This window comes from Planotetraspora phitsanulokensis, assembly GCF_016863295.1.
In the GTDB taxonomy this organism is placed as follows: Bacteria; Actinomycetota; Actinomycetes; order Streptosporangiales; family Streptosporangiaceae; genus Planotetraspora; species Planotetraspora phitsanulokensis.
The window spans coordinates 1-24,072 of record NZ_BOOP01000001.1; the positions used below are offsets into that span (position 1 = coordinate 1).

The window sequence follows — 24,072 nt, forward strand, 5'->3', positions numbered from 1 at the left end:
CCCGCCTGTCAGTTCCACAACCGCGACCGCTACCGCCGCCCCCACCACTACCAACGCCGGCAAACCGGCAAAGACCGCTGGGCCTTCAGCTACACCGGCCGACCCAACTACGGCGGCCGAAGGACACCCTCCACCCGGGACGCCACCACAGGCGACGCCCAGACCACCGCATCAACCGGCGGAAAGAAACCGAACGCGCCATGAAAGGACCGTCGAGAAAGGACCATCGCGCAAACGATCATCGCGGCGGCCGCCGCCGAAACGTGCTTCGTCGATGGCCGCCGCCCCTCGCCCACCGGCCGACGGCCGCTGATCGACCCTCTCGAGGTCGGACGGTCGTCGGCTCCCGTGCCCGGTCAGATCGCGACGGCCAGGCAGTGCGGGTTCAGCAGTGCGGGTTCAGCGGGCTCACTTGGCCCCAGGGACGCGCAACGGCGCCCGCCGGAACGTCGTCGGTCCAGCGGGCGCCGCGATGCGGTCTGCACTGCGATACAGCGAGCGTGCGACTCGGTTAGCGACTCGCGAACTCGCGCAGCACCGCGGCGAGCTGGTCGACCGCCCAGCCGAGGTCCTCTTCCGTGACGACGATGGGCGGAGCGAGCCGGATCGTGGAGCCGTGGGTGTCCTTGGCCAGCACACCCCGGCGCATGAGCGCCTCACTGACCTCACGGCCGGTGGCGAGCGAGGGGTCGATGTCGACGCCCGCCCACAGGCCGCGACCGCGGACGGCGACGACTGGCGCGACCCCGTCCTCACCCGGGACGGTCAGCTCGCGGAGCCTCGCGTGGAGGAACGCGCCGAGCTCGCGGGCCCTGGTCTGATACTCGCCCGTGCCGAGCAACGAGATGACGGCGTTGCCGACCGCGCACGCCAGGGGGTTGCCGCCGAACGTCGAGCCGTGCTGGCCCGGCTTGAGCACCCCCAGGATGTCGGCGTTCGCCGCCACGGCCGAGACGGGGACGACGCCGCCGCCCAGGGCCTTCCCGAGGACGTACATGTCCGGGACGACCCCTTCGTGGTCGCAGGCGAAGGTGTCGCCCGTGCGGCCGAGGCCCGACTGGATCTCGTCGGCGATGAACAGGACGTTGTTGTCCGAGCAGATCTCCTGGACCGCCGTCAGATAGCCGTCCGGCGGCACGAGCACGCCCGCCTCACCCTGGATCGGCTCGACGAGGACGGCCACCGTGTTCTCGTCGACGGCCTCCCTGATCGCCTCGGCCGAGCCGTACTTCACGATCCGGAAGCCGGGCGTGAACGGGCCGAAACCGCCCCGCGCGTCCGGGTCGGTGGAGAAGCCGACGATCGTGGTCGTACGCCCGTGGAAGTTGTCCTCCATGACGATGATGTTCGCCTGGTCGGCGGGCACGCCCTTGACCTCGTAGCCCCACTTGCGGGCGACCTTGATCGCGGTCTCCACGGCCTCGGCGCCGGTGTTCATGGGCAGAACCATGTCCTTGCCGCACAGGTCGGCAAGGCCGGAGACGAACGTCGCGAACTGGTCGTGCAGGAACGCGCGGCTGGTGAGCGTCAACCGGTCGAGCTGGTCGCGGGCGGCGGCGATGATCGCCGGGTTGCCGTGGCCGAAGTTCAGCGACGAGTAGCCGGCGAGGCAGTCGAGGTAGCGCTTGCCCTCGACGTCGGTCACCCAGGCGCCCTCCGCCGACCGGAGAACCACGGGCAGCGGGTGGTAGTTGTGCGCGCTGCGGCTCTCGCCGAGCCGGATGAGGTCCTCGGTGCTCATGGGCACGTTCGTCGGGGTGCTCATCGGCGGATCTCCAGGGTGCAGCACTTCGGGCCGCCGCCGGCCTTGCGCAGCTCGCTCAGGTCGACGGGGACGACCTCGTAGCCCCGGTTCTCCAGCTCCACCGACAGGTTCTTCGCCTCGGAGTTGATGACGACGTGCCGTCCGTCGCTGACCGCGTTGAGACCGAGGACCTCCGCGTCGGCGGCCTCGGCGATGACGGCGTCGGGGAACAGCCGCTCGAGCACCCGCCGGCTGCCCGCGGAGAACGCCTCGGGGTAGTAGGCCACGTTGCGCCCGTCGAGCGGGAACAGCGCCGTGTCGAGGTGGTAGAACCGCGGGTCGACCAGCCGCAGCGTGACGACCGGGCGACCGAGGAACTCCTGGGCCTCCATGTGGGCGGCCACGTCGGTGCGGAAGCCGGTGCCGGCGAGGATCATCTCGTCGAGCGTCAGGTAGTCGCCCTCACCCTCGTTGGTGAACGACGCCTCCAGCGCCTCGTAGCCGCGGTCGGTGAACCACCGCAGGTAGGCGGGCCCTTCCGCCGCCCGCTCCGGGTGGGTGAACCGTGCACCGTAGACGCGCCCGTCGACGACCAGCGCCCCGTTCGCGGCGAACACCATGTCGGGCAAGCCGGGGATCGGGTCGATCAGGTCGACCGTGTGGCCCAGGCTCTCGTAGGCGTCCCGGAGCCCCTCCCACTGCCGTACGGCAGTGGCCGTGTCGGCCCCCGCCAGCGGGTCCATCCACGGGTTGATGGCGTACGAGACGGCGAAGAACTCGGGGCGGCACATCAGGTAGTGCCGGGCCGTACCGGCTCGTTCACTACTCGTGGCCACGGCCAAGGGTGTGGTCATTCAGGCACTCCATGCGGAAAACCGGTCAACGGTCCCCTTAGCGTAAGAACGACGAAAGACCAGGCCAATCGGTGCGCGTTGCGCCTTGGCGTGGATTGATTGCGTCCTTCAGCCCGTTTGCGGTGATCCGTTAACCAGCCGGGAGAGCACGATGGCGCTCTTGGTCCGCACGACGAACGGCTCGGCCGCGAGGCGCTCGATGATGCGTTCCACATCCCGCACATCGGTCGCCCGGATGTGCAGCAGGGCGTCGGCCTCACCGGTCACCGTGCAGGCTGAGATGACCTCGGGGTGCCGAGCGGCGGCCGCGGCGATCTCGGCGGGGGAGGTCTTGCCTCGGCAGAACAATTCGACGTAGGCCTCGGTCGTCCAGCCGAGCGCCGACGGCGCGATCCTCGCGCTGAATCCCGTGATCGCGCCGGTGGCGACCAGCCGGTCGACCCGTCGCTTGACCGCTGGAGCGGACAATCCAACTTGAGCGCCTATTTCGGCATATGTAGCACGGGCATCCTCGACCAGGGCCCGGATGATGGTGCGATCCAGCTCGTCCAACTTCACGTGGACCTGTATACCGGGCTTCACCCCCGACACGGCTATCGCATGCGTCCCCCAGGCCCGTGTCCCCGTGATCTTCAGGTCTGGACCCGATCCGAGGCGACCTCGTCGCCCGTCGTCCCGGCCTTCTCGGCCTGGCGCAGGGCGTAGTCGCCCACGCCGTCCTCCAGCAGGTCGAACGCCAGTTCAGCGTCCAGTCGGATGTCCTCGAGGATCCTGCCGGTGTCCTCGCCGGCCATCTGGCGCATCGTGAAGCGCCGGATCAGGGTGCGGAGCGCCGCGTTCATCTGGCTTGCCACCAGCCACGGCGTGAGGTCGTCCGGGTCGGCGTCCGTCGCGTCGGCGAGCGCCTTCGCGAACTGCTCCTCCCTCCTGTAGTCCAGCAGGGTGAGGCGCGCGGACAGGGACGGGCTCTCCCGGACGCGGCGCGCGAACAGGTCGCTGCCCTCGTGCATCCCGTAGCGCCAGTCGCCGGTGTCGAGGGCGTCGAAGAAGTCGCGCCGCAGCGCCTGGACGGCCGTCTCGCCGGGCCGGCGCCCCTCGATGACCTTCCTCGGCAGGCTCTCGACCTCGTCGCTGCGATCGAGGAACAGGTCCTCCTTCGTCGGGAAGTAGTTGAAGACGGTGTTCACGGACACGTCGGCGGTCCTGGCGACCTCGGCGACGGTGACGTTGTCGAACCCGCGCTGCAGGAAGAGGCCCATCGCGATGTCGGCGATCCTCTGGCGCGTCTCCCGCTTCTTCCGTTCCCGCAGTCCCTCTTCGCCAGCACCCATACGGCCGATTCTAGTGGGCAGAGCAATTTTTCAGTGACACCAAAATTGGTGTTAATCTAAGAAACATGATTCATGTCAGAGGGCTCACCAGATCGTTCGGCGCCGTGGAGGCGGTCCGCGGCGTCGACATCGACGTCTCCAAGGGAGAGATCGTCGGCTTCGTCGGCCCCAACGGCGCCGGCAAGACGACCACGCTCCGCATGCTCACCACCCTGCTGCGCCCCGCGTCGGGCACCGCGACCGTGGCCGGGCGCGACCTGTTCGCCGATCCCGCCGGGGTCCGGCGGCGGATCGGCTACGTCGCCCAGGGCGGCACCGTCGGCCCGTTCTCCGAGGTGGGGGAGGAGCTTGTGCTCCAGGCCCGCCTGTACGGCCTGAGCCGGACAGAGGCCCGCGAGCGGGTCGCGGGGCTGCTGGAGGAGCTCGACCTGGCCGGTTGCGAGAAGCGGCCGGCCGGCCAGCTGTCCGGCGGTCAGAAGCGGCGGGTGGACATCGCCATGGGCCTGCTCCACCGGCCGGAGCTGCTCTTCCTGGACGAGCCGACCACCGGGCTCGACCCGCAGAGCCGCACGAACCTCTGGGGCCACGTCCGCAGGCTCCGCGAGGAGTCCGGGATGACGGTCTTCCTCACCACGCACTACCTGGAGGAGGCCGACGCCCTGTGCGACCGGATCCTCATCATCGACCATGGGCGGATCGTGGCGTCGGGCACGCCGTCCGAGCTCAAGGCCGTCCACGACGCGGGCACGCTCGACGAGGTCTTCCTCGCGGTCACGGGCCATGAGCTTCGCGAGGGAGCCGCCGCGTGACCGCCCTCGCCGCCCTCACGGGCTACTACCTGCGCACCTCCTTCACGAACAAGTTCGCGATCGTCTTCGGCGCCGTTCAGCCGCTGTTCTACCTGGTGATCTTCGGCCCGCTGTTCTCGCGCAGCGGTGTCGGATCCTGGGACACCCTGGTGCCCGGCCTCCTCGTCCAGCTCGGCCTGATGAGCTCCGGGCTCGTCGGGTTCGGCATCGTCTTCGACCAGCGGTTCGGAGTCCTCGAACGCCTGCGGGTCACGCCCACCGCGCGTTCGACGCTGCTGTTCGGCCGGGTGCTCAAGGACAGCGCCGTCCTGCTGGTGCAGGCGGCCGGGATCATCGTGCTGGGCTACGCGTTCGGGATGCGCGCGGGACCGGTGGGCGTCCTCCTCGGGCTGCTGCTGATCACCGTGCTCTCCATCGGGATGGCGGCCCTGTCGTACGCGGTGGCGCTGACGATCAGGATGGAGCTGTTCGCCCCCGTCATGTCGACGTTGGTGATCCCGCTGATGTTGCTCTCCGGCGCCCTGCTCCCCATGTCCCTCGCCCCGACGTGGCTCGACGTGGTGTCCAGGTTCACCCCGTTCCGCTACGCCGTCGAGGCGCTACGAGCGTTGTTCGCCGGTTCCTACACGTCACCCACGGTGTTGTGGGGAGTCCTGGTGACGCTGGTGTTCGTCGCCGCCGGGTTCACGATCGGCACGAAGGTGTACCAACGGGAAAACACCTGATCAAGGGCTGGAACGGTTCAGGCAATTCGTGGCCGCGCACCTGGGGGTTCCGGAGTCGGGAAGGAGCGCGGCGGTCACAATGGGTTGCGTGGCGGACGTCAATTTCACCCTCGTCCAGCTGCGTTACTTCGTAACGGCGGCCGAGCTCGGCAGCATGACCGCTGCCAGCAGGGAACTGATGGTGGCGCAGTCGGCGATCTCCGCCGCCATCGCCCAGGTCGAGCGTGAGCTCGGCGTGCAGCTGCTGATCCGCCATCACGCCAGAGGCCTGTCGCTGACCCGTTCAGGTGAGCGGTTCCTCGTCGAGGCGCGTGAGTTCCTCTCCCACGCGGCGGCGCTGGCCGCGTCCGCCCGAGGGCTGGCGGGCTCGCTGACGGGCGAGCTCGCCATCGGATGCGTCACGACGCTCGCGCCCTTCTATCTGTCACGGCTGTTGCGGGAGTTCTCCGCGCGACACCCGGGGGTGCGGGTCACCGTCGCGGAGGGGGAGGTCTCCGCGATGGAGAGCGCCCTGCTCGACGGGCGGTGCGAGGTGGCTCTGGTCTACGCGATCGATCTCGCTCTGGACCTCGACGTCCAGCCGCTGACCCAGGCCAAGCCGTGCGTGCTGCTGGCGCCGGGGCATCCGCTCGCCAGAGCTGACGCGGTGTCGCTCGCCGACCTTGCGTCCGAGCCCATGATCCTGCTCGATCTGCCACGCAGCCGCGACTACTTCCGCGCGCTGTACGCGGCCGAGCCGCGGGTGCGGTTCCGCACCTCGAGTTACGAGACGGCGCGGTCGCTGGTGGCGGGCGGGCACGGCTACTCGATACTCAACCAGCGGGCCATGACCGACCAGACCTACGACGGTGGTCAGGTGGTCTGCGTGCCGATCCGGGACGACGTGCCGCCGCTCGACGTCGTGCTGGCCTCCGTTCGCGGAGTCCGGCCGACCGCCAGGGCGAGCGCGTTCACCGCCACCTGCCAGGAGTTCTTCACCGCCCTCGCCGACGGGGATCCGGCACCCGAAGCCGGCACTTAGACCGGCTCTGATACCGGTACTGAAATCGGCGCCTGAAACCAGCACCTGAAAACCAGCACCTGAAATCTGCACGGAAACCGGCGTCCGAACCCGTAGCGGAGTCGGCATCACCCGTCACTCACCGTGACCGTGCAGGCCGGGGGCGAGGGGTTTCGGCCGCCGCAGGGGAAAATCGCCGACTGGCAACATTTGCACGTGCACACGCGCTTGCACACGCAAGGTACAGGGCAAGATACAGCGCGACAGGGTTAATCACATCATGTAGTGGGTGACGACCTGAGGGATTGGCGATGACCGCAGACCTGGCAGGCCCTGGAGCCGCGGCGGCGCCTCCATGGTTGACCTCGATGTTCGAACGGGACGACGTCGCCGACCTGCCCGTCCCGTCTCCGGTTCCGCTGTCGGCCACGTGCACCCTTCAGGGGAGGGTGACCTCCGCGGCAGCCGCCCGTGACTTCACCGCCACGACGCTGAACCAGTGGGGCTTTCCGTGCCTCATCGACGACGCGCAACTCGTGGTCTCCGAGCTGGTCACCAACGCCCTCAGGCACGCACGCGCCGATATCTCGGCCGGACCGCCCATCCAGCTCCGGCTGGTGAACCACCGGTTTCATATCGGCTGTGCCGTCCGTGACTCGAGTGAGCGCGTCCCGGCTCCGGCCGCGGGCGGCGACCTGTCCGAGACCGGGCGGGGCCTGCACCTGGTCGAGGCGCTGACCACCACCTGGGGATGGATCCTCATCGGCGGAAACGGCGGCGGCAGCGGAAACGGTGAAATCAGCGCAGGCGGCGGTGGGGGCAAGGTCGTCTGGGCGCTGTTTGAGGCCCGCGCCTCCTGAGCGCCACCCGAGTCCACGGTGCGATGAACACGCCAGAGGCCGCGGTGCGATGCGCCACCCGAGTCCACGGTGCGATGAACACGCCAGACGCCGGGGTGGGCTCCACCCCGGCGCCTGGCTCGGTTCCGATCTACGGCTGGTTCGAGGCCTGGTCCTACTTCTGGTTCGAGACCTGGCTCGGGGCCAGCGCGGCGGCCCTTTCGGCGGTCTGCGCGGACGCCTGGTCGTACAGGGCGTTGACGGCCGCGTTGAAACGGGTCATCGCGTCCGGCTGGTCCGGGCCGAGCAGGTGGGTCTTCAGCTTGCGCCGCGCCCCGGCCATGGTGTCCTCGGGCCTGTCGAGTTCCGCGATGATCTCAGGCAGCTCGCGCAGGTTGGGCCCCAGCAGGTACGCGGCGTCCGCGCTGGGGTAGCGCTCCTTGAACTCCTCCTCGGGGCGCCCGGCGACGTTGGTGACGACGTACGGCTTGCCGCTGGCGAGGAAGTCGGCCACCACGCTGGAGATGTCGCTGATCAGCAGGTCGGCCTCGTTGAAGCACTCGTAGAGGTGAGGCTCCGGGCCCGTCACGGTGCTGTGGTTCCCGCCGGCCGAGTTCAGCAGCGACATGATCTTCTTGTGTGCCGCGCCGGCGGCCGGGTCGCGGTGCCCGGTCAGCGGGTGGGGCTTGTAGATCACCCTGACGCCGGACTTCAGCAGCCTCTTCACGATCTTGGGGCCCATCGTGATGATCGAGGTGTGGAACAGGTCGTCCTGCCAGCCCTCCCAGGTGGGGGCGTACAGGACGGTCTGCTGCGACCCGCCGGGACGGGTGGTGGAGATCCCGGCGAGCTGCGGGCGGCCGACCTCGTCGACGTCCTCGTCGCGCACGCCGACGTTCGCCTTGATGTAGCGGTCGCGGCCCGCCTGCCCGGCCACCCAGACCTTGTCGTACACCTTGGTGAACGGGTTGAACGAGGCCTCCTTGTCGCTGTCGCCGTGCCCGATGAACACACTGCGGTGACCGGGAAGGCGCAACATGTGGATGTTCTTGCCGACGTTGGAGGCGAACAGCGTCACCCGGACGGAGTCGAGGCCGCGGAAGTTCATCAGGTCGGTGCCGGAGGGGATGCAGATGACCGGCAGCGTCGTCGGGCCGAGCTTGTCGACCATGCCGCGCTCACGCAGGACGATGACGGCCCGGCGGTCGATGCGGGCCAGCGTGTTCAGCCACATCGAGGCCTGGTACGCCGAGTCGAGCGACCCGGAGAAGTAGAGAGCCACCTCAGGGTCGTACGCGCGGACCTGCTCGTCCACGTGGGCGATCACCCGGTCGCGGTCGCGCAGCACCGCTGCCCGCCTGAAGTGGGGGAGCAGGGCCACGATGGACCCGGCGCAGCCCGCGAGCGCGAGCGCCGCGCCCGCGACGCCGAGCCAGGAGACGCCGGCCGCGAGACCGACGGCGGCACCGCCCACGGGGAGGATGTCCAGGTAGAGCAGCCGTGCGCCCTTGTAGCTGACGAGCGCCGCGGGGGGCGGCGGCGGGATCCGCAGGGCCGTCAGGTCCACGTTGCGGGTGACGGCCGGCAGCACGTTGACCCAGCGGTTGAGGTAGAACGCGAGCGTCGTCTGCACCGAACGCGCACCGTGCAGCAGGAACATCCCGGCCGCGAGCGCGATGAACCACGGGGAGTCGGCTCCCAGGACCCGACCCGCCAGCAGGAGGGTCGCGGTCTCCCGGAGCACGAAGCGGAGGGTGACCCCTAGGTGCACCTTGCTCAGGATTTCGTTGAGCGCGGGCGCGACCCGCGGAGTCTGGTTGTCGGCGAGGTAGGAGACGACCGCGACGACGACGAACGCCCAGGGCAGTGGCCACAGCGCGGTGACCATGAGCAGCGGGTAGGAGAGGAACAACGCGGCGGAGGTTGCGCGGCCGCGCCACGAGCTTGCTTGCATTAAGGCCCTTATCTGCGGATCCGGACGTCGATTACCTGACCTGTGAGATCGGAGACCAGCACGTCGAGGGAGGTCTCCGCGACGGCCCGCGACGTCAGCAGGGTGCCTTCCGGCTCCTCGCCGAACGCGCGCAGGCGCATGGGAGTGCTGGTCCGCTCGGGGTTGATGCAGTTGACGCGCACGCCGAACTCGGTCCACTCGTCTGCCAGGGCCTGGGTCAGGTTGACCACGGCGGCCTTGGCCGAGGAGTACAGGCTGTAGGTCGCCCGTCCCCGCGTGTAGGAGGAGGAGGTGTAGAGCAGCAGCTGACCGTGGCTCGCGCTGAGGTAGCGGATGGCGGCGCGCGCCACGTTGATCGGACCGAGGTAGTTGATGTTCATCGCCTCGGTGACCGTCGCGTCGTCGAGCTCGGCGAGCCTGCCGGTGTGCAGCACGCCCGCCGTGTTCACGACGTAGTCGATCGGCTCGCCCACCTTCTCGAACGCCGCCTCGACCGACGCCGCGTCCTCGACGCGTACGCCGTTCAGCGTGCGGGAGAAGCAGTGGACGCTCGCGCCGTGATCACGGGCGAGTGCGGCGACGTCGGCGCCGATGCCGGAGCTGCCCCCGAACACGACCACCGTCTTGCCGGCGAGCCCGGCGCGCAGCGCCTCCGGCGAGGCGGCCGGCGCTCCGGCGCTGCCCAGCTGGAAGAGCTTGTCGGCCAGGTAGACGTCGAGCGGGTGGGTCACCTTCATGTTGTGCTCGCTGCCGGGCACGATGGCGATCGGCTCGTCCGGCAGGTACCTCAGCATCACGCCGCAGTCGTCCGTCGGCGGGTGGAGCAGGAACTCCGGGTCGGCGAACGCCCGCTGGTAGGCCTCGCGGATCACCGACAGCCGGAAGCACTGCGGCGTCTGGCCGCGCCGGAGGAACGCCCGGTCCGGGATCTCCCGGATGACCTCGCCCTCCTCCGTCGGCTCCGCCACCACCACCGTGTCGGCGCTCGGGATCGCGACGTCGACCCCGGAGTAGGTCTCCAGCGCGCGGACGCACTCGGTGACGATCCGCTGCTCGAGCAGCGGCCGCACGGCGTCGTGCAGCAGGACGTTGCACTCGCGCTCGCCGAGCGCCTGTAAGGCCCGCCAGGTCGACTCCGTACGGCTGGCGCCGCCCTCGATGACCGTGCCGCCCTTGTCGAGGCGGGCGACCATCTTCTCGGCCTCGGCGGTGTGGCCCGGAGCCATGACGACGAGGATCTCGTCGATCTCGGGCGCGCCGTCGAACAGGGCGAGCGTGTGCTCCAGGATCGGCTTCCCGGCGATCTTCAGCAGTTGCTTGGGCGTGCGCAGGCCGACGCGCTGCCCGATGCCTCCCGCGAGTACCACTCCTACGACGGGCAAGCGCTCTTCCACAGTCATCTCTCCTCTTCGGACTCGGGGCTCGCCCGGTCAGTTGCGGTCGGCTCGGCCGGTGAGCTCCTCCGCCGCTTCCTCGGGTGACTGCTCGAGGTCCTGCTCGGCCCTGGCCTGCGCGGAGGCCTTGTCGAGACGGACCCAGCTGACCACGCTCTCGACCGAGAACAGCACGAGGAGGTACGCGGTCAGGATCGCGGCCACGACCGTGAGCAGGCCCGTGGCCGCGCCCACGCCGAGGATCAGCAGGCGGACCTCCCAGCCGAGCCCCGCCATGAAGACCCAGGCCGGGGGCCAGATGCCCTGCCGGGTCCGGTAGACGGTGTCGTAGGTGTGGTAGCCCACGATGTAGATGAGCACGAAGAGCAGCCACTTGGGCGTGTCCTCGGCCACCCCGAGCAGGATGATCGTGACGAACTCGGCCGCGCGGATCAGCGGCGGGGCCAGCCAGTCGAACCGGCCCAGATGGTCGCGCGTTCCGGTCGGCACGACCAGGACGACGAGCGCCAGCACGGGGACGAGCAGGATCGGCCCGTCGCTCAGCGTCCCCGTGACGGCGAGCGCCACGATGGCGGCCAACGCCACGAGGATCGCCGGGATCGGAGGCAGACCGGGGCCGATGCGTCCCCTGAGCACGCTGACGAGGGGGCCGTCGTCGCGGTAGGCGAGCAGCCGCTGGGTCTGCACGCGGCGCTGCTCCTCCTCGGGATCGGCGGCTGCGACGGCGGGAACACGCGGCTGGGTGATCATGCGAGAGACCTCAGGAGACGTCCGGTGAGGGTGTAGGTGGCCGCCACGCCGCCCCAGACGAGCAACGTGAGGAAGGTGACACGGGGATCGAAGAGGGCGGCGGTGATCGCGATGGCGGCGAAGCGCTCGCCGATGGGGAACACGATCATCTTTCTGGCCCAGTGCACGGACCGGAACCGGCCGGCGTCGGTCCAGAACTTGAGCAGGCCGCTGACGCCGCCGCGCTTGACGGCCTTGCGCCGGTCGAGTTCCTCGCGCAGGTTGACGTCGTCGGCGACCGTCAGGTCGAGGGTGGGCAGCGGTGCGGGAGGCTTGCGCCGGTTCGCCGCGCCGAAGGAGAAGTCCAGCAGGTGCCGTCCGGACTGCAGGGCGAGCGCGATCAGCGCCAGCGTCCACACGCCCTCGCCGTCGCCGAACTCGCCCGACACGGTGGCCCCGGCCGCCAGGCCGACGAAGACGGCGTACTCCTTGAACCGGTCGAAGGTGGCGTCCAGCCACGCGCCGAGGACGCCGAACTTCCGGGCGTATCTGGCGACCTGGCCGTCGACGCAGTCGAAGACGAACGCGAAGTAGATCAGCACCGCCCCGGCGACCGCGCCCCATCGGGTGCCGGTGGCGAAGGCGCCCGCCGACAACAACCCGAGAGCGATCGAGATCAGCGTGACCTGGTTGGGCGTCATCCCCCTGCGGGCCGCCCACCGGGCGATGAACCGGGAGTAGGTGCTGACGAAGAACGTGGTGAAGAAGCCGTCGGCGCCCTTGACCGCGTTGTCGAGGCGGACCCGGTCCTCGTCGTAGCCGGCCATCGCCATCTGCGCCTCGTCGGCCTCCCGCTGGTCGCGGACGCGGGAGTAGAACTCGCCGGCCCGCTCGTAGAGGCCGACGGAGACGCCCTTCCTGACCAGGCCCAGCACGATCAGTTCGGTGACGTCGTCCTCGGGCCCGAACAGGTGGGCCAGGTCGGCGAGCTCGCGGGCGGTCTCGGCGAGGAGCGCGGTGTGCCGCTGGTGAAGGTGCAGCGGGCCGAGCAGCGCCGCGTTCGGCCGGGTGACGGCGTGGTAGGCCGAGCCGACGGATATGACCCGGCCCAGGCCGACGCGCGTGCGCATCGGCAGGCCCTCCAGGGACCCGCCGCCGATCTCAGGACGGGCATCGCCGGATGACTCGTCGTCGGCGTCGGGATCATGGGCGATCATGGCGATGGCGGCGCGCTTGGCCTTGGTCAGCTGATAGATCAGCTCGTCGTGGGCGAGAGAGTCCGCCGGCATGATCAGCAGGTTCTCCGCGGCGCCCTCGGCCACGTCCGCCAGCGCGCGCAGGTCCCCTGCCAGATCCCGGCTCTCCACGACCTGCCCCGCGTGTTCGCGGTACGCCGGCGCGTCGTCGGGCCGGGCGATCGTCGTCGGTTGCGGGTCCAGCGAGGTGAGCTGTTCCAGCAGCCTGCCGTACACCGTGGGCGCTCCGGGCTGGGACGCCAGCGAGAGGTCGGTGGCGCGGACAGGCCGGCCGCCTGGCAGGGGAGAACCGATCGGGCCGGGCGGCGAGCCCAGCAGGACCACGCGGGTCATGGCACCCTTTCACATGGCGGGGGATCAGGCCGAAGGCGGCTTGTCCGGCGCGGGGGAGTCCGCCGGAGGTCAAAGCTTAGTGACCTTTCGGTGAAGCCGTTGCGTTCCAGGTTTACCGGATGTACACCTGATGTCCAGCTTGACAAGGCTTTTCACCCGGTCATCCTCTTCGGATCCTTACCGAAATTTCACCATTTCTGCTCTGTGGAAGGGCCTTACCGGACGGTGAACGCCCGTAAACCCCCTCGCTCTCCTACGATTGCCGTGTGAGTCTCTACCGGGATGAAGGCGTCGTGCTGCGGACCCAGAAGCTGGGTGAGGCCGACCGCATCATCACGATCCTCACCAAGCGGACGGGCAAGGTCCGGGGCGTCGCCAAAGGCGTGCGCAAGACGATGTCCCGATTCGGCGCGAGGCTCGAGCCGTTCTCTCACGTCGATCTGCAACTGCACACGGGCAGGTCGCTCGATGTGATCAACCAGGTCGAGACCCTCCGTCCGTACGGCGAGGCTCTCGTCTCTGACTACCCCCGTTACACCGCAGGAACCGCGATGCTGGAGACGGCCGACCGGCTGACCGTGGGGGAGAAGGAGCCGGCGCTGCGCCAGTTCCTGCTGCTCGTGGGCGGGCTGCGCACGCTCGTCGAGGGCGGGCACGAGGCCCGGCTGGTGCTCGACGCCTATTTCCTCCGTTCGCTGGCGGTCGCCGGGTACGCCCCCGCGCTGTCGGAGTGCGCCCGGTGCGGGGCGGAGGCCGTCCGTGCGTTCGCGATCGTGGCGGGCGGGGTGGTGTGCGGCGCGTGCCGTCCCGCGGGCGCGGCCGTGCCCTCGGCTGAGACGATCGCGCTGATGATCGCGCTGCTGCGCGGCGACTGGCAGGCGGCGGACGCGTCCGAGCCCCGCAACCGCGCCGAGTGCAGCGGCCTGGTCGCCGCCTACCTCCAATGGCACCTGGAACACGGCATCCGGTCCCTCAAGCACGTGGAGAGAGACCAGGCGGACCAGCCGGGCGGCGTGCGGGCCGGTGCGAAGTGGGGCACGCGGGAAGTGTGGGAATCAGCACAGGATCCGCACATCTCCCGCGCATGAGGACCGTCGGGCACCCAATACGCTCATGACATGGTCCGTCCTCCTGCTCCGCATCCGTCGGGCGCCACTCCGCCTCCCATCCCGCGTGACCTCGTGCCGCGCCATGTCGCGATCGTCATGGACGGCAACGGCCGCTGGGCCAAGGCCCGGGGGTTGCCGAGGACAGAGGGTCACAAGATGGGAGAGGCGTCGCTGTTCGACGTCATCGAGGGCGCGATCGAGATGGGCATCCCCTATCTGTCGACGTACGCCTTCTCCACGGAGAACTGGAAGCGCTCGCCCGACGAGGTCCGCTTCCTCATGGGCTTCAACCGCGACGTGATCCGCCGCCGGCGTGACCAGTTGGACGAGATGGGGGTCCGGGTCCGGTGGGCCGGGCGTCCGGGGCGTCTGTGGAAGAGCGTGATCAAGGAGCTCGAGGACGCCGAGCGGAGGACCGTGGGCAACTCCACGCTGACCCTGCAGTTCTGCGTCAACTACGGCGGCCGGGCCGAGATCGTCGACGCGGCCGTGAAGCTCGCGCAGGACATCGCCGCGGGCAAGGTCAAGCCCGCCAAGGTGTCGGAGAAGATCTTCGCCCGGTATCTCGACGAGCCCGAGATCCCCGAGGTCGACCTCTTCCTCCGCTCGTCGGGCGAGCAGCGGACCTCGAACTTCATGTTGTGGCAGTCGGCCTACGCCGAGATGGTCTTCCTCAACCAGTTGTGGCCCGACTTCGACCGCCGGGACCTGTGGGAGGCCTGCGATATCTACGCGAAGCGCGACAGAAGGTACGGCGGGGCCGTCCCGAACGCGGTCTGACCGCCTGCTGGAAGGACCGGGAGTGCTGGAAGGACCGGGAGGACCGTAAGCCGGAGGAGGACAGGGCGCGGGCCCGGGGCGGCCTTCGCGCTCAGGCTCGCCTGCGCGCCCGGTAGGCGGCGACGTGGATGCGGTTGCCGCACGTGCGGCTGTCGCAGTAGACCCGGGACCGGTTGCGCGACTCGTCGACGAACACGTGGGAGCAGTCGGGCGCCGCGCAGGTGCGCAGCCGCTCCCACTCGTCCTCGACCAGCACGTGGGCGAGGGCCACGCCGCAGTCGGCGGCCAGGTGCTCGGCGACCGAGGCGCCGGGCGCGAAGTAGTGGACGTGCAGCGGGAAGCCGTCGTGCTCGGTGAGGCTCGGCGTGATCCGCGTGCGGCCGAGCAGCGTGTTGAGCCGGGAGATCGCCGTCGTGCGGTCCGGCGCCGTGAAGACGGCGTGGAAGGCCTGCCGGAGCTCCACCACCTCGGCGAGGTCCCGCGGGGTCAGGGCCGCCACCCCGCTCACCTGGCGGAGCCGTACGAATGCCTCCAGGTCCGCGAGGTCGGCCAGCCCGTCGCGGTCGCCGGCCTCGGGCGAGGTGTTGATCAAGTCGACCACGGTGGCCAGCGAGTACACCATGTCATGACTGAACGGCACGGCATCTCCTTCCGTAGTGGCCTGTAGTGCCCTGTGTCGGTGCCTCGCAGTGACGCCGCGGCGACTTCGGTATGACTCCGCAATGACACCGCAATGGTGCCGCAGCGGAGTCTGCGCGCAGCGGCGATCGCGCTGACGGCGGCTGCGCCGGCGTCAGTCGCTCATGGCCGCCGTGCACGAGGCACAGGTGCCGAAGACCTCGACGGTGTGGGTGATCTGGGTGAAGCCGTGCTCGGCTCCGACCACCTCGGCCCATCGCTCCACATCGGGTCCTGCGACCTCGACCGTGGTCCCGCAGTGGCGGCAGACGAGATGGTGGTGGTGGGCCTGGCTCCGGCACGCACGGTAGACGGACTCGCCGTCGTCGTTGCGCAGGACGTCGACCCGGCCGTCGTCGCACAGCGACTGCAGCGCCCGGTAAACCGTCGTCAGGCCGATCTTGGCGCCGTCGGCCCGCATCTCCGTGAACACGTCCTGAGCGCTCCGGAACCCGGTGTTCTGGCGGAGGATCTCGTGGACGGCGTCGCGGCTCTTACTCATGAGGGACTCCTGTGTACGGCTTGCACTTCGAATCTACCGACCCTGGAGCCGATCGCGAACCATACATGATCCGCACGCGCCGAGGCCGCGTGCGCCCCCCCGAGCCGGGCTCAGAGGAGGCCGAACCGGGTGCCGGCGAACAGGACGAGGAAGACCAGGACCGCCACGCGCAGCAGGCGGCCGCGCAGTTCCAGCGACGGCCAGGACATGTAGGCGAGCCAGGCCACGAAGGCCATCACGGGAAGCAGGGCGACACCGCCGCGCCAGTCGGGCACCGCCAGACCCACCAGCAGCAACACCACCAGGACGACGGGCATGAGCCAGCGCGGCAGCTGGAACAGGAACACCAGGGGAGTCGCGCTCGCACGCTCGACCGTGCGCCTCAGGCCGGTCGCCCCCGGCGTGAAGAACTGCTCGCCCGCCGGCAGCGGGCGCCTCACCGGCCGCGCCGGGCCGGCTCCCGGGGCGGGTTTGCGCGCCAGGGGATGGCTCGGCACCCTCCGGCCCGGAGCCGGGGTGCCGCGCGTCGGATCGGATTCGCTACCCACGGGCCCGAGCCTAGCCATTCCCCGCCCGGCTCGCCGCGCCGCCACGGACGGATGGCATTCTGGGCGGCATGTTCGCCCTGATCCGCTACTCGGTCCCCGACGCCCAGACGGAGGAGTTCGCCGCGCAGGCGCGCGAGATCCTCGACGTGCTCGCGGGCCAGCCCGGTTACGTGAGAGGGCGGGTCGGCAGATCCGTCGACGAGCCCGCCCTGTGGGCGCTGGTCACCGAATGGGAGGGCGCCGGCTTCTACCGCAGGGCGCTGTCGGCCGCCCGCATGGCGATGTACCCGCTGATGATCCTCATGATCAACGAGCCGAGCGCGTTCGAGATCGTGGACGGCGGCCCGGGGGATTCCGAGCGTAGTCGTGAAGGGACTGTGGGCAACGCCTGAGCGAGCCGCCGGGGGATTCCCCTAAGCTTGAGGGCGGATCAGGGCGGGTGCCGGAGTCTCCGGCCGTCTCTGGCGTGGGGATCCCGCCGGAGCGCCTGATCCGTCCGAACCCCGATCTCAGGGCCGACACCCAGCCGGATGGAGCTCCACTGATGGCACGTCGCACCGACGTCTTGGAAACGATCGTCAGCCTCGCCAAACGGCGTGGGCTGGTCTTCCCGTCGAGCGAGATCTACGGAGGTCTGCGGGCGTCGTGGGACTACGGTCCCCTGGGAGTCGAGCTCAAGAACAACGTCAAGCGCGAGTGGTGGAAGGCCGTGGTGCAGGGCCGCGACGACGTCGTCGGCCTCGACTCGTCGGTGATCCTCTCCCGTGAGGTCTGGGAGGCCAGCGGCCACGTCAAGGAGTTCACCGACCCCCTGACGGAGTGCCAGTCCTGCCACAAGCGGTACCGCGCCGACCACCTGATCGAGGCGTACCAGGAGAAGCACGGCGGCAAGGAGCCGGAGAACGGCCTGGCCGACATCACCTGCGCGAACTGCGGCACCAAGGGCGCCTTCACTGACCCCCGCCAGTTCAGCGGCCTGCTGAAGACCTACCTCGGCCCGGTCGAGGACGAGTCGGGCCTGGCCTATCTCCGCCCGGAGACCGCGCAGGGCATCTTCATCAACTACCTCAACGTGCAGCAGTCGGCGCGTAAGAAGATCCCGTTCGGCATCGGCCAGATCGGCAAGTCGTTCCGCAACGAGATCACGCCGGGCAACTTCATCTTCCGCACCCGCGAGTTCGAGCAGATGGAGATGGAGTTCTTCGTCAAGCCGGGCACCGACGAGGAATGGCACCAGTACTGGATCGACGAGCGCCTGCGGTGGTACGTCGACCTGGGCATCAACAAGGACAACCTCCGCCTGTTCGAGCACACCAAGCTCGCCCACTACTCCAAGCGGACCGTCGACATCGAGTACCGGTTCAACTTCACCGGCACCGAGTGGGGCGAGCTCGAGGGCATCGCGAACCGCACCGACTACGACCTGTCGACGCACGCGGCGGCCTCCGGGACCGAGCTGTCCTTCTTCGACCAGGAGTCCGGCGACCGCTACGTGCCGTACGTCATCGAGCCGGCGGCCGGGGTCGACCGGGCCACGCTGACGTTCCTCCTCGACGCCTACACGGTCGACGAGGCGCCGAACGCGAAGGGCGTCATGGAGCAGCGCACGGTCATGCGCCTCGACCACCGGCTCGCGCCGGTCAAGGTCGCCGTGCTCCCGCTGTCGCGCAACGCCGACCTGTCGCCGATGGCCCGCGACCTGGCCGCGCAGTTGCGCCGCCGCTGGAACGTGGACTTCGACGACGCCGGCGCCATCGGCCGCCGTTACCGCCGCCAGGACGAGATCGGCACGCCGTTCGCGATCACGGTCGACTTCGACACCCTGGAGGACCAGGCTGTGACGATCCGCGAGCGCGACACGATGGCCCAGCAGCGGGTGTCCCTCGACCAGGTCGAGTCCTACCTCCGCCAGCACCTCAACGACTGAGCGGCGAGCGGGCCGCGGCTGAGCGGCGACCGAGCTCACGAGCGCGAAAGGCGCCTTCCCGAATTCCGGGAAGGCGCCTTTCTGCATTCACGGGGCTTCGAATAAAGCCGATTCGCTTTAAGCGTATGCGCTGAGAGTGAAATGTGCCCACGGCGAAAAGATCGGGCTTTTCGCCGGCATCCGGCGTTACTGTCGCCTGGAGGATCGGCACTACCAGGGAGACCACATGACGGATCAGGGACGCCCGGGCGAGCGCAGGGAGCAGCTCGGAGACCGCCTGCGGGGTCAGCGCATCATCGTTCTCGGCCAGGAGGTGAACGACGAGATCGCCAACAAGATCTGTTCGGAGCTGCTCCTGCTGACGGCGGAGGATTCACGGCGTGACATCAGCCTCTACATCAATTCACCGGGCGGCTCGGTGTCGGCGGGGATGGCCATTTACGACGTGATGCAATATGTGCCGAACGACGTCGTCACCGTGGCGATGGGATTGGCCGCGTCGATGGGGCAGTTCCTGCTCTGCGCCGGCACCCCGGGCAAGCGGTACGCCCTGCCGCACGCCCGGATCGTGATGCACCAGCCCCTCGGCGGCATCGGCGGCACCGCGGCCGACATCGCGATCCAGGCCGAGCAGATGCGCTACACCAAGAAGCTGATGGCCGAGCGCATCGCCACCCACACGGGCCAGCCCGTGGAGCGGATCGAGCAGGACTCCGACCGCGACCGCTGGTTCACCGCGGCGGAGGCCAAGGAGTACGGGATCGTCGACCACGTGGTGGCGAGCCTCGCCGCCGCCCGGGCGACCTGACCCGACCCCCGGCGAGGCGACCTGCCCCCGGCGCCCCGGCTCGCCCCCGGACCCTGACCTCACCTTCCAGGCACTTGACCTGACCGCCTGACACTGACCCGACCCCGGACGCCCATGGACTCGCGAGGACCGGGCCCGGGTCAGCAGGTGAGGCCGTTGGCGGGGACCTTGCCGTCGTTCAGGTAGGCGTTGACGGCGGTGTCGATGCACGGGCTCTGGCCGTACGCGCCGTGGCCCTCGCCGTTCAGGGTGAGCAGCACGGCGGTGCGGAGCTGACCGGCGAGCCTGGGCGCCCACTGGTACGGCGTGGCCGGGTCGTGCGTGACGCCGACGACGACGATGGGGTTCGATCCCGTGGCGTTGACGTGCTTGTTGGTGTCCTCGCCCGGCGTCCGCCAGACGCTGCACATGCCCGCGCTGGCCGCGGTGGCGGCGAAGATCGGGGTGGGCTTCAGCAGCTGCCGCGCCAGCGTGTTCGCCTGGTCGACGGTCGGGCGCTCGGTCGTGTCCGCGCAGAGGATGGCGGGCAGGGACGACTGCAGCGTCGAGTAGGTCCCGTTCGGCTGGCGTCCCGCGTACTGGTCGGCGAGGGCGAGCAGGCCGACCGGATCGCCCTTCCTGGCGTCGGTCAGCGCGTCGGTGAGCAGGGGCCAGGTCAGCCTGCTGTACAGGGCCTGTGTGATGCCGGTCCTGGCGATTGTCGCGGTGACCTCGCGGTCCCCGACCTTCACGGGGCGGTTCCCCAGCTCGTCGAGGAGTGCGAGGACCGCGCCGTTCGCCGTGGCCTTGTCGGCGCCCAGCGTGCAGCTCTGCCTGGTCTTCGCGCAGTCGGCCAGATAGTCCTCGTAGGCCAGCTGGAAGCCCAGCGCCTGGGTCTTGGACATCTCGAGCATGCTCACCGAGGGGTCCAGCGCGGAGTCGAGCACCATCCGGCCCACGTTCTTGGGGTAGAGCGTGGCGTAAACGGCGCCGAGGTGGGTGCCGTAGGAGAAGCCGAAGTAGTTGAGGCGGGAGTCGCCCAGCGTGGCGCGGAGCATGTCCATGTCCCGCGCCGCGTTGACCGTGCCGATGTACGGAAGGATCTTCCCCGACCTCTGGTAGCAGGCGTTGGCGAACTCGACGTCGAGGTCGCGCTCCTTCACGGCGTTCAGATTGGGCTCCTCGGCGAGCCACTGGTCCATCCGCCTGTCGTCGAGGCACCTGACCCCGCTGCTGCGGTCCACGCCGCGGGGGTCGAAGCTGACGAGGTCGTAGCGCCGGCCGAGGACGGAGAAGGCGGAGGCCGCGTTGAGCAGCGTGGACACGCCTGATCCGCCCGGACCGCCGAAGTTGAACACGAGCGAGCCGAGCCGCCTGCTGGGATCGGTGGCCTTGAGCCGGATCAGGGCGATGCCGATCTGCTCGCCGTCGGGCTTGGCGTAGTCGAGCGGCACGTTCATCGTCGCGCACTCGAACCCGGAGGACGTCGAGACCTGCTCGCACTGCGACCACGAAAGAGGGTCGAGGCGGGTGGCACCGGCCGTGGCGGTCCCCTTGGAGCCGCAACCTGCCGCGCCGAGCCCCGCCGCGCCGAAACCCACGATCCCCGCCAGCGTGGCACGCCAGAGCCTTCGCGACACGTGTACCCTCCGTAATCGGTTGTATCGGGAGGGTTGCTTCTTTATACCGTACGGCCCCGTGTGATGTGAGCAGACTCACCGGAAACGGCGCCCGCCTGAGAAATGGTCTACACCAATTAACCCGGTCGAAACATGAAGTGAATCACCGGCGATGTCGTGAAATTGGTTTATACCACTTGCGTACCCCTGGAAAAATGATCGATTTTTACGTGACTATGCAGTGGATTAGACCTATACATACCTTCCCACCTGGGCATATGGCTTATTGGGAGGGGTGTGATGTTTCACCCTGATTTTTGTCGGTAGAGTCCGGGCATCTGCGCGTTGGATTTTGAAGTCGCGAAGGAGCTCACGTGCCCAAGTACGTTTACGACTTCACCGAGGGCAACAAGGACCTCAAAGATCTGCTCGGTGGTAAGGGCGCCAATCTGGCGGAAATGACCAATCTCGGTCTCCCCGTGCCGCCCGGCTTCACGATCACGACGGAGGCGTGCCGCCACTACCTCGGCCACGGCGGCATGCCGGACGGCCTCGCCGGCGAGGTGGCCGCTCATCTCACGGACCTCGAGACCCGGATGCGCAAGCGCCTGGGCGACTCCGACGACCCCCTGCTCGTCAGCGTCCGGTCCGGGGCGAAGTTCTCCATGCCCGGCATGATGGAGACGGTCCTCAACATCGGCCTCAACGACGAGTCCGTGCTCGGCCTGGCCAAGCAGTCGGGCAACGAGCGGTTCGCGTGGGACTCCTACCGCAGGCTGATCCAGATGTTCGGCAAGACCGTGCTGGACATCGACGGCGACCTGTTCGAGAACGCGATCGACGAGCTCAAGGGCGACAGGGAGGACACCGACCTCGAGGCGGCCGACCTCCAGCGGCTCGTCGAGACGTACAAGGGCATCGTCCGGGACAAGAGCGGCCGCGAATTCCCCGCCGACCCGCGCGAGCAGATGGACCTCGCGATCAGCGCCGTCTTCGACTCGTGGAACGCGCCCAGGGCCGTGCTCTACCGGCGGCAGGAGCGCATCCCCTCCGGGCTCGGCACCGCCGTCAACATCGTCGCGATGGTCTTCGGCAACCTCGGGGCGGACTCGGGCACCGGTGTCGCGTTCACCAGAGACCCCGGGTCGGGGCAGCAGGGCGTCTACGGCGACTACCTCCAGAACGCGCAGGGCGAGGACGTCGTCGCGGGGATCCGCAACACCGTGCCCCTGCAGGAGCTGGAAGGGATCGACACGGCCTCCTACCGTGAGCTGCTCGAGATCATGGCGACGCTGGAGGGCCACTACCGCGACCTGTGCGACATCGAGTTCACGGTCGAGCGTGGCAAGCTGTGGATGTTGCAGACCAGGGTCGGCAAGCGGACCGCGGAGGCGGCGTTCCGGATCGCGATCCAGCTCGTCGACGAGGGCCTGATCGACATGGACGAGGCCGTCACACGGGTGACCGGCGACCAGCTCGCCCAGCTCATGTTCCCCCGGTTCGCGACGCAGGAGGACGACCGGCGGCTGACGACGGGCATGAACGCCTCGCCGGGCGCCGCCGTCGGCAGGGCGGTGTTCACCTCCGCCAGGGCCGTCGAGCTGGCCGGGCGCGGCGAGGACGTCATCCTCGTGCGACGGGAGACCAACCCCGACGACCTGTCCGGCATGATCGCGGCGAGGGGCGTCCTCACCTCACGGGGAGGCAAGACGTCGCACGCCGCCGTGGTCGCCCGCGGCATGGGCAAGACCTGCGTGTGCGGCGCGGAGGAGCTCGAGGTGGACGTCGCCGCCCGGCGTTTCACCACTCCGGACGGCACGGTCGTCGAGGAGGGCGACGTGATCTCCATCGACGGCGGCGACGGCGCCGTCTACCTGGGCGAGGTCCCGGTCGTCGCGTCCCCCGTGGTGGAGTACTTCGAGGGGAGGCGCCCGGACGACGAACTGGTCGCCGCCGTCGACCGGATCATGGCCCACGCCGACTCCGTGCGTGCCCTCGGCGTGCGGGCCAACGCCGACACGCCGGAGGACGCCGCCAGGGCCAGGAGGTTCGGAGCTCAGGGGATCGGGCTGTGCCGTACCGAGCACATGTTCCTCGGCGACCGGCGCCGTCTCGTCGAGGACCTCATCCTGGCCGTCACGCCCGAGGAGCGGCAGGCCGCGCTCGACGCGCTCGAACCCCTCCAGACCGCCGACTTCACCGGGCTGTTCGAGGCCATGGATGGGCTTCCCGTGACCATCAGGCTGATCGACCCGCCCCTGCACGAGTTCCTGCCGGACATCACCGAGCTGTCGGTCCGGGTGGCCCTCGCCGGGGACGAGGCGCAGGACAAGGACCGCAGGCTGCTGGAGGCGGTGAAGCGGCTCCACGAGCAGAACCCGATGCTGGGCCTGCGCGGGGTACGGCTCGGCCTCACCATCCCCGGCCTGTTCGCCATGCAGGTGCGGGCGATCGCCACGGCCGCGAAGCGCACGGGTGCCCGGCACGCGGAGATCATGATTCCGTTGGTGGGGGCCGTGCAGGAGTTGGAGATCGTCCGCGAGGAGGCCCAGGCGATCCTCGCCGAAACAGGCGTCGACGCCCTCATCGGCACGATGATCGAAGTGCCGCGGGCGGCCTTAACCGCCGGCCAGATCGCCGAGGCGGCTCAGTTCTTCTCCTTCGGCACCAACGATCTGACCCAGATGAGCTGGGGTTTCTCCCGCGACGACGTCGAGAGCGCGTTCTTCGGCAGGTATCTCGACCTCGGGATCTTCGGCGTCTCGCCGTTCGAGACGATCGACAGGGACGGCGTCGGGCGGCTCATGCGGATCGCGGCGGAGGAGGGGCGGCGCACCCGGCCCGGACTCAAGCTCGGCATCTGCGGAGAGCACGGCGGCGATCCGGACAGTGTGCACTTCTGCCACGAGATCGGCCTGGACTACGTCTCCTGCTCGCCCTTCCGCGTGCCGGTCGCGCGGCTGGAGGCCGGGCGGGCGGCCCTCGCCTCGCCGGAGAGCGACACCCGCTGATTGTGAAGTTCCACAGATCCGCCGGATTCACTGTGGAAGGCCCTGGTCGGAAGTCCCGGACGACGGGAGGGTTGACGGAATGGGGCCGTGGATCCGGCGGCTCTTGATGGCCTGAATCTGTTTGATCACTCTACGTACCTACC

General features: G+C 69.2%; 23 protein-coding genes. 11 read left to right on the top strand and 12 right to left on the bottom strand.

From position 1 onward, the window contains the following. A partial coding sequence (locus tag Pph01_RS00005) for a hypothetical protein (RefSeq protein ID WP_204070804.1) occupies nucleotides 1-204 on the top strand: 204 nt, incomplete at its 5' end. A gap of 307 nt (nucleotides 205-511) precedes the next feature. Here Pph01_RS00005 and rocD read toward each other — a convergent pair. The 4 genes from rocD to Pph01_RS00025 form a co-directional block, all read right to left on the bottom strand. Beyond that, a complete protein-coding gene (gene rocD, locus Pph01_RS00010) occupies nucleotides 512-1,765 on the bottom strand; it encodes an ornithine--oxo-acid transaminase (protein ID WP_275412778.1) in 1,254 nt (417 codons plus the stop codon). Next, nucleotides 1,762-2,598, bottom strand: coding sequence for a dimethylargininase (gene ddaH, locus Pph01_RS00015; protein ID WP_239116300.1), 837 nt, complete (start codon nucleotides 2,596-2,598; stop codon nucleotides 1,762-1,764). The genes rocD and ddaH overlap by 4 nt, the downstream gene beginning before the upstream one ends. Nucleotides 2,599-2,706: 108 nt before the next feature. Further along, a complete protein-coding gene (locus Pph01_RS00020) occupies nucleotides 2,707-3,156 on the bottom strand; it encodes an Lrp/AsnC family transcriptional regulator (protein WP_204071253.1) in 450 nt (149 codons plus the stop codon). 74 nt (nucleotides 3,157-3,230) lie between these two features. Beyond that, entirely contained in the window at nucleotides 3,231-3,929 is a 699-nt protein-coding gene (locus tag Pph01_RS00025) for a TetR/AcrR family transcriptional regulator (protein ID WP_204070805.1), read from the bottom strand. A 65-nt stretch (nucleotides 3,930-3,994) separates the two neighbouring features. On the opposite strand from Pph01_RS00025, the gene Pph01_RS00030 reads away from it, so the two are divergent. The 4 genes from Pph01_RS00030 (at nucleotide 3,995) to Pph01_RS00045 (ending at nucleotide 7,323) form a co-directional block, all read left to right on the top strand. Beyond that, entirely contained in the window at nucleotides 3,995-4,738 is a 744-nt protein-coding gene (locus tag Pph01_RS00030; RefSeq protein ID WP_204070806.1) for an ABC transporter ATP-binding protein, read from the top strand. Next, complete coding sequence (locus tag Pph01_RS00035; protein ID WP_204070807.1) at nucleotides 4,735-5,463, top strand: ABC transporter permease; 729 nt, start codon at nucleotides 4,735-4,737, stop codon at nucleotides 5,461-5,463. The genes Pph01_RS00030 and Pph01_RS00035 overlap by 4 nt, the downstream gene beginning before the upstream one ends. A 79-nt stretch (nucleotides 5,464-5,542) precedes the next feature. Continuing rightward, entirely contained in the window at nucleotides 5,543-6,484 is a 942-nt protein-coding gene (locus tag Pph01_RS00040) for a LysR family transcriptional regulator (RefSeq protein WP_239116301.1), read from the top strand. Nucleotides 6,485-6,774: 290 nt separating this feature from the next. Then, nucleotides 6,775-7,323 carry an ATP-binding protein gene (locus Pph01_RS00045; RefSeq protein WP_239116302.1) on the top strand — a complete coding sequence of 183 codons (549 nt, stop codon included), beginning with the start codon at nucleotides 6,775-6,777 and terminating at the stop codon, nucleotides 7,321-7,323. Nucleotides 7,324-7,477: 154 nt separating this feature from the next. On the opposite strand, the gene Pph01_RS00050 is transcribed toward Pph01_RS00045, so the two are convergent. From Pph01_RS00050 to Pph01_RS43205, 4 genes are read right to left on the bottom strand one after another with little or no spacing between them, the layout of a single operon-like run. Continuing rightward, entirely contained in the window at nucleotides 7,478-9,256 is a 1,779-nt protein-coding gene (locus Pph01_RS00050) for a CDP-glycerol glycerophosphotransferase family protein (RefSeq protein WP_204070809.1), read from the bottom strand. A gap of 8 nt (nucleotides 9,257-9,264) precedes the next feature. Beyond that, the gene (locus Pph01_RS00055; RefSeq protein ID WP_204070810.1) at nucleotides 9,265-10,656 is read right to left on the bottom strand and encodes a bifunctional cytidylyltransferase/SDR family oxidoreductase; all 1,392 of its coding nucleotides are present in this window, start codon (nucleotides 10,654-10,656) and stop codon (nucleotides 9,265-9,267) included. Between the two features lie 30 nt (nucleotides 10,657-10,686). Next, a complete protein-coding gene (locus Pph01_RS43200) occupies nucleotides 10,687-11,400 on the bottom strand; it encodes a DUF5941 domain-containing protein (RefSeq protein WP_204070811.1) in 714 nt (237 codons plus the stop codon). Then, nucleotides 11,397-12,968: a CDP-alcohol phosphatidyltransferase family protein gene (locus Pph01_RS43205; RefSeq protein WP_204070812.1), complete on the bottom strand. Its 1,572-nt coding sequence runs from the start codon at nucleotides 12,966-12,968 to the stop codon at nucleotides 11,397-11,399. The genes Pph01_RS43200 and Pph01_RS43205 overlap by 4 nt, the downstream gene beginning before the upstream one ends. 266 nt (nucleotides 12,969-13,234) lie before the next feature. Here Pph01_RS43205 and recO point away from each other — a divergent pair, with 266 nt between their 5' ends. Both recO and Pph01_RS00075 read left to right on the top strand, forming a co-directional pair. Then, a complete protein-coding gene (recO, locus tag Pph01_RS00070) occupies nucleotides 13,235-14,056 on the top strand; it encodes a DNA repair protein RecO (RefSeq protein WP_204070813.1) in 822 nt (273 codons plus the stop codon). Between the two features lie 30 nt (nucleotides 14,057-14,086). Next, complete coding sequence (locus Pph01_RS00075) at nucleotides 14,087-14,857, top strand: isoprenyl transferase (protein WP_204070814.1); 771 nt, start codon at nucleotides 14,087-14,089, stop codon at nucleotides 14,855-14,857. Nucleotides 14,858-14,948: 91 nt separating this feature from the next. Here Pph01_RS00075 and Pph01_RS00080 read toward each other — a convergent pair whose 3' ends face one another. From Pph01_RS00080 to Pph01_RS00090, 3 genes are all read right to left on the bottom strand, one after another. After that, nucleotides 14,949-15,497 carry a CGNR zinc finger domain-containing protein gene (locus Pph01_RS00080; RefSeq protein WP_239116303.1) on the bottom strand — a complete coding sequence of 183 codons (549 nt, stop codon included), beginning with the start codon at nucleotides 15,495-15,497 and terminating at the stop codon, nucleotides 14,949-14,951. 153 nt (nucleotides 15,498-15,650) lie between these two features. Beyond that, nucleotides 15,651-16,037 (bottom strand): Fur family transcriptional regulator, encoded by a 387-nt coding sequence (locus Pph01_RS00085; protein ID WP_204070815.1) that lies wholly within the window; start codon nucleotides 16,035-16,037, stop codon nucleotides 15,651-15,653. Nucleotides 16,038-16,147: 110 nt separating this feature from the next. After that, nucleotides 16,148-16,585, bottom strand: a complete 438-nt coding sequence (locus Pph01_RS00090; protein ID WP_239116304.1) for a DUF6703 family protein — start codon at nucleotides 16,583-16,585, stop codon at nucleotides 16,148-16,150. A 68-nt stretch (nucleotides 16,586-16,653) separates the two neighbouring features. Between Pph01_RS00090 and Pph01_RS00095 the strand changes: the two genes are divergently transcribed. The 3 genes from Pph01_RS00095 to Pph01_RS00105 all read left to right on the top strand — a co-directional run bounded on the left by Pph01_RS00095 (nucleotide 16,654) and on the right by Pph01_RS00105 (nucleotide 19,320). Beyond that, nucleotides 16,654-16,977, top strand: coding sequence for an antibiotic biosynthesis monooxygenase family protein (locus Pph01_RS00095; RefSeq protein ID WP_204070816.1), 324 nt, complete (start codon nucleotides 16,654-16,656; stop codon nucleotides 16,975-16,977). Between the two features lie 152 nt (nucleotides 16,978-17,129). Continuing rightward, nucleotides 17,130-18,512 carry a glycine--tRNA ligase gene (locus Pph01_RS00100; protein WP_204070817.1) on the top strand — a complete coding sequence of 461 codons (1,383 nt, stop codon included), beginning with the start codon at nucleotides 17,130-17,132 and terminating at the stop codon, nucleotides 18,510-18,512. Between the two features lie 136 nt (nucleotides 18,513-18,648). Further along, on the top strand, nucleotides 18,649-19,320 hold the full coding sequence (locus Pph01_RS00105; RefSeq protein WP_275412779.1) for a ClpP family protease: 672 nt from the start codon (nucleotides 18,649-18,651) through the stop codon (nucleotides 19,318-19,320). Between the two features lie 140 nt (nucleotides 19,321-19,460). Here Pph01_RS00105 and Pph01_RS00110 read toward each other — a convergent pair whose 3' ends face one another. Next, on the bottom strand, nucleotides 19,461-20,939 hold the full coding sequence (locus tag Pph01_RS00110) for an alpha/beta hydrolase (RefSeq protein WP_204070819.1): 1,479 nt from the start codon (nucleotides 20,937-20,939) through the stop codon (nucleotides 19,461-19,463). A gap of 353 nt (nucleotides 20,940-21,292) precedes the next feature. On the opposite strand from Pph01_RS00110, the gene ppdK reads away from it, so the two are divergent. After that, a complete protein-coding gene (ppdK, locus tag Pph01_RS00115) occupies nucleotides 21,293-23,929 on the top strand; it encodes a pyruvate, phosphate dikinase (protein WP_204070820.1) in 2,637 nt (878 codons plus the stop codon). The last annotated feature ends 143 nt before the right edge of the window (nucleotides 23,930-24,072 follow it).